Below are 5,541 nucleotides of genomic sequence, written 5' to 3'. Positions count from 1 at the left end.
GATAACCTTTCTACCTTTGCGTCCCGTTTCGGAGGAGGCGGTTGTTCGTTGAGGTTTTTTTTCCGGTTGTTTGTTTGGGTTTTTGGGTCGGATTGGTTCCGGGGGAAAAAAAGAAAAAAAAGATTTGCGGGGTTCGGGGAAAGTTCCTACCTTTGCAGTCCCAAACGGAACAGGGGTTTAAATAAAGGTTCCGTTCCGCCGGCGCGATGCTGGCGGGATAGAGATAAGAGAGATATTCATTCCTGGTTTTTTTAACCGGGGGGAAGATAAGCCGAAGCGTGAGCGGAGGCGCAGAGAGTTCTTTAAAGCAAAAGATATTCATGTAGCGCAGCGAGTAGTTTGGGGAGACCCGGCGAAAGCTGGAGATTTCAAACCTAGTCATTTCCGGGCGATTGGACATTAACAATAGAATATGATTCCGATTGCTTGAGATAATTTGAGTTTTCGGGTCAGCGATTCTTACACTTCATTATTTACAATGGAGAGTTTGATCCTGGCTCAGGATGAACGCTAGCGGCAGGCCTAATACATGCAAGTCGAACGGGATTCACTCCTTCGGGGGTGATGAGAGTGGCGCACGGGTGCGTAACGCGTGAGCAACCTGCCCGTCCCAGGGGGATAGCCCCTCGAAAGAGGGATTAACACCGCATGACGTTGTTCCATGGCATCGTGGGACAACCAAATATTGATAGGGGACGGATGGGCTCGCGTGGCATTAGCTAGTTGGTAGGGTAACGGCTTACCAAGGCGACGATGCCTAGGGGCTCTGAGAGGAGAATCCCCCACACTGGTACTGAGACACGGACCAGACTCCTACGGGAGGCAGCAGTAAGGAATATTGGTCAATGGGCGCAAGCCTGAACCAGCCATGCCGCGTGCAGGAGGACGGCCCTATGGGTTGTAAACTGCTTTTGCAGGGGAACAAACCCCGGTACGTGTACCGGGCTGAGTGTACCCTGAGAATAAGGATCGGCTAACTCCGTGCCAGCAGCCGCGGTAATACGGAGGATCCGAGCGTTATCCGGATTTATTGGGTTTAAAGGGTGCGTAGGCGGCGTGCTAAGTCAGTGGTGAAAGACGGTGGCTCAACCATCGCAGTGCCGTTGATACTGGCGCGCTTGAATTCGGATGAGGTAGGCGGAATGTGGCAAGTAGCGGTGAAATGCATAGATATGCCACAGAACACCGATCGCGAAGGCAGCTTACCAAGGCGATATTGACGCTGATGCACGAAAGCGTGGGGATCGAACAGGATTAGATACCCTGGTAGTCCACGCCCTAAACGATGATGACTCGATGTCGGCGATAGAATGCCGGTGTCCAAGCGAAAGCGTTAAGTCATCCACCTGGGGAGTACGCCCGCAAGGGTGAAACTCAAAGGAATTGACGGGGGCCCGCACAAGCGGAGGAGCATGTGGTTTAATTCGATGATACGCGAGGAACCTTACCCGGGCTTGAAAGTTAGCGACGGCACCAGAGATGGTGCTTCCCTTCGGGGCGCGAAACTAGGTGCTGCATGGCTGTCGTCAGCTCGTGCCGTGAGGTGTTGGGTTAAGTCCCGCAACGAGCGCAACCCCTGTGGATAGTTGCCAGCATGTAACGGTGGGGACTCTATCCAGACTGCCTGCGCAAGCAGTGAGGAAGGCGGGGACGACGTCAAGTCATCATGGCCCTTACGTCCGGGGCTACACACGTGCTACAATGGTCGGTACAGCGGGCAGCCACCCAGCGATGGGGCGCCAATCCCGCAAAGCCGGTCACAGTTCGGATCGGGGCCTGCAACTCGGCCCCGTGAAGTTGGATTCGCTAGTAATCGCGTATCAGCAATGACGCGGTGAATACGTTCCCGGGCCTTGTACACACCGCCCGTCAAGCCATGAAAGCCGGGGGTGCCTGAAGCATGTGACCGCAAGGAGCGTGTCAGGGCAAAACTGGTAATTGGGGCTAAGTCGTAACAAGGTAGCCGTACCGGAAGGTGCGGCTGGAATACCTCCTTTCTAGAGTGTCCGGAGAGGCACTCGCTGCGCGCATGTATTATCTTTTGTTTTATAAAAGGAAAGCAGAATAGGACACCGTTCCCTTACACGGATGTTCCGGAGAGGCATGAATGCAGCTAGTCCCGTAGCTCAGTTGGTTAGAGCACTACACTGATAATGTAGGGGTCAGCAGTTCAAGTCTGCTCGGGACTACGGTTATGGGGAATTAGCTCAGCTGGCTAGAGCACCTGCCTTGCACGCAGGGGGTCAACGGTTCGAATCCGTTATTCTCCACAGTCGGGCACGTGGTAAGAGTTACCGGGATGCTGGCGTTACCGCCGGGTTCGGGCAAATCTGGAGCCGCGTATCCGTAGAAGTTCTTTGACATATTGGAAGGAAACAAGAGAAAGAGAAGAGAAGGCAACAGAGGGTTACGGTTTATACCGTGACCGGAGCAGCCCCAAGGCGAGCAAAAGGGCTTTGGGGTGAAGGAAGTAAAGAAGGGCACACGGGGGATGCCTAGGCTCTCGGAGGCGAAGAAGGACGCGACAAGCTGCGATAAGCCACGGGGATCGGCAAATGCGAATTGATCCGTGGGTTTCCGAATGGGGCAACCTGTCTATCTGAAGGATAGACGTATAATACGCGAACGCGCTGAACTGAAACATCTAAGTAGGCGTAGGAGGAGAAAACAACAGTGATTCCGTGAGTAGTGGCGAGCGAAAGCGGAACAGCCCAAACCGGATATGTTACGGCATATCCGGGGTTGTAGGACCACGATATGGCACATGTTAGTGAAGTGGAAGCCGGAAGGGAAGCCGGCACCAGAGAGGGTGAAAGTCCCGTACACGTAAGCGACCATGGCCTAGTGGGATCCTGAGTACCGCGGGGTCGGAGACGCCCTGTGGGAATCCGGCGGCACCATCCGCCAAGGCTAAATACTCCCGAGAGACCGATAGTGGACCAGTACCGTGAGGGAAAGGTGAAAAGAACCCCGAACAGGGGAGTGAAATAGAACCTGAAACCGTGTGCCTACAAGCGGTCGGAGCCCTTCGGGGTGACGGCGTGCCTTTTGCATAATGAGCCTACGAGTTACACTTCACCGGCGAGGTTAACCCACTGGAGTGGGGGAGCCGAAGCGAAAGCGAGTCTGAACAGGGCGTGCAGTCGGTGGAGGTAGACGCGAAACCTTGTGATCTACCCTTGGTCAGGCTGAAGGTGCCGTAACAGGTACTGGAGGGCCGAACCGATAAGCGTTGAAAAGCTTCCGGATGAACCGAGGGTAGGGGTGAAAGGCCAATCAAACTGGGAAATAGCTCGTACTCCCCGAAATGTTTTTAGGAACAGCGTTGCGGAGAGTCCTGCGGAGGTAGAGCTACCGATTGGGTGCGGGGGAGTCACATCCTACCAAATCCAGACGAACTCCGAATGCCGCAGGATATACGCAGCAGTGAGGCTTTGGGTGCTAAGGTCCAAGGCCGAGAGGGAAAGAACCCAGACCATCAGCTAAGGTCCCCAAATACACGCTAAGTTGGACTAACGAGGTCCGGCTGCTTAGACAGCTAGGATGTTGGCTTGGAAGCAGCCATTCATTTAAAGAGTGCGTAACAGCTCACTAGTCGAGCGGCCGGGCGTGGATAATGAACGGGCATCAAGTGTGTTACCGAAGCTATGGGATATTTATATCGGTAGGGGAGCATTCCAGCGGGGGCGAATCCCCATCGCGAGATGGGGTGGACTTTCTGGAAAAGCAAATGTAGGCATAAGTAACGATAAGGCGGGTGAGAAACCCGCCCACCGAAAGACCAAGGTTTCCTGATCAACGCTAATCGGATCAGGGTCAGTCGGGGCCTAAGGATAAGCCGAAGGGCGATTCCGATGGACAACGGGTTAATATTCCCGTACTTTTGGTTGCTGCGATGCGGGGACGGAGAAGTGACACCACCGCGCACTGACGGAATAGTGCGTTGAAGGGTTTAGGTATACGGGAGGCAGGCAAATCCGCCACCTGTGCTGAAGCCCGACAGTACGGCAAACCTTCGGGGGCGCCGATAGCGTGGGTAATCATGCTTCCGAGAAAAACCGCTAAGCTCCAGGCAACCAGAACCCGTACCGCAAACCGACACAGGTGGTTGGGGTGAGAATCCTAAGGTGCTCGAGTGAATCATGGCTAAGGAACTCGGCAAAATGGCCCTGTAACTTCGGGAGAAGGGGCGCTGGCGTGAGCCAGCCGCAGTGAAAAGGCCCAGGCGACTGTTTAACAAAAACACATGGCTTTGCGAAATCGAAAGATGAAGTATAAGGCCTGACACCTGCCCGGTGCTGGAAGGTTAAGGGGGGATGTTAGTCAGCAATGGCGAAGCATTGAACCGAAGCCCCAGTAAACGGCGGCCGTAACTATAACGGTCCTAAGGTAGCGAAATTCCTTGTCGGGTAAGTTCCGACCTGCACGAATGGTGTAACGATCTGGGCGCTGTCTCAGCCATGAGCTCGGTGAAATTGTGGTATCGGTGAAGACGCCGGTTACCCGCAACGGGACGGAAAGACCCCATGAACCTTCACTACAGCTTAACATTGGGACTGGGTGCGTGATGTGTAGGATAGGCGGGAGGCTGCGAAGCGGGTTCGCCAGGACTCGTGGAGCCATCCTTGAAATACCGCCCTTTGCGTATCCGGTTCCTAACCCCGCATGGCGGGGGACATTGTTTGGTGGGTAGTTTGACTGGGGTGGTCGCCTCCAAAAAGGTAACGGAGGCTTTCAAAGGTAAGCTCAGTACGCTTGGTAACCGTACGGGGAGTGCAATGGCACAAGCTTGCTTGACTGTGAGGCCGACAAGCCGAACAGGGTCGAAAGACGGACATAGTGATCCGGTGGTTCTGCATGGAAGGGCCATCGCTCAAAGGATAAAAGGTACTCTGGGGATAACAGGCTGATCTCCCCCAAGAGCTCATATCGACGGGGAGGTTTGGCACCTCGATGTCGGCTCGTCACATCCTGGGGCTGGAGAAGGTCCCAAGGGTTCGGCTGTTCGCCGATTAAAGTGGCACGCGAGCTGGGTTCAGAACGTCGCGAGACAGTTCGGTCCCTATCTGTTGCGGGCGTAGGAACATTGAGTGGGGCTGGCCTTAGTACGAGAGGACCGGGCTGGACCGACCGCTGGTGTACCAGTTATGCCGCCAGGTGTACTGCTGGGTAGCTAAGTCGGGTCAGGATAAGCGCTGAAAGCATCTAAGTGCGAAACCTGCCACGAGATGATTGTTCCATAGAGGGTCCCCGTAGACTACGGGGTTGATAGGCCGCAGGTCTAAAGGTGGCGACACCAAAGCCGAGCGGTACTAATAGCCCGAAAGCTTCCGTAGCGGAAGGTTCTGTTGCCCTCTTTCTTTGTCATGTTTCCTTCCGATGATATGTCATAAAGGTATTCAGGTGCCTATATCGGCGGTGTCCACCTCTTCCCATCCCGAACAGAGCAGTTAAGCCCGCCAGAGCCGATGGTATTGCCGTAACAGGCGTGAGAGTAGGTCGGTGCCGGATTTCATTCAATGCCCCGCTGCGTAGAACGCA

2 tRNA genes and 3 rRNA genes are annotated in these 5,541 nt (G+C 54.7%); all 5 read left to right on the top strand.

Annotated elements, in window-relative coordinates:
• Window positions 1-475: 475 nt before the first annotated feature.
• The 5 genes from BM030_RS19365 to rrf all read left to right on the top strand — a co-directional run bounded on the left by BM030_RS19365 (window position 476) and on the right by rrf (window position 5,511).
• Window positions 476-1,997 (top strand): 16S ribosomal RNA (locus BM030_RS19365).
• 118 nt (window positions 1,998-2,115) lie between these two features.
• Window positions 2,116-2,189 (top strand) — tRNA-Ile (locus BM030_RS19360).
• Window positions 2,190-2,196: 7 nt separating this feature from the next.
• Window positions 2,197-2,270, top strand: a tRNA-Ala gene (locus tag BM030_RS19355).
• 194 nt (window positions 2,271-2,464) lie between these two features.
• Window positions 2,465-5,336 (top strand): 23S ribosomal RNA (locus BM030_RS19350).
• Between the two features lie 63 nt (window positions 5,337-5,399).
• A 5S ribosomal RNA gene (rrf, locus tag BM030_RS19345) occupies window positions 5,400-5,511 on the top strand.
• The 16S, 23S and 5S rRNA genes sit together here with 2 tRNA genes alongside, the layout of an rRNA operon.
• Window positions 5,512-5,541 lie beyond the last annotated feature (30 nt).

The organism is Parapedobacter composti, assembly GCF_900112315.1.
GTDB classification, from domain to species: Bacteria; Bacteroidota; Bacteroidia; order Sphingobacteriales; family Sphingobacteriaceae; genus Parapedobacter; species Parapedobacter composti.
Note: the sequence above shows the minus strand (reverse complement) of the source record. Positions and strands in the feature narration are given on the sequence as shown.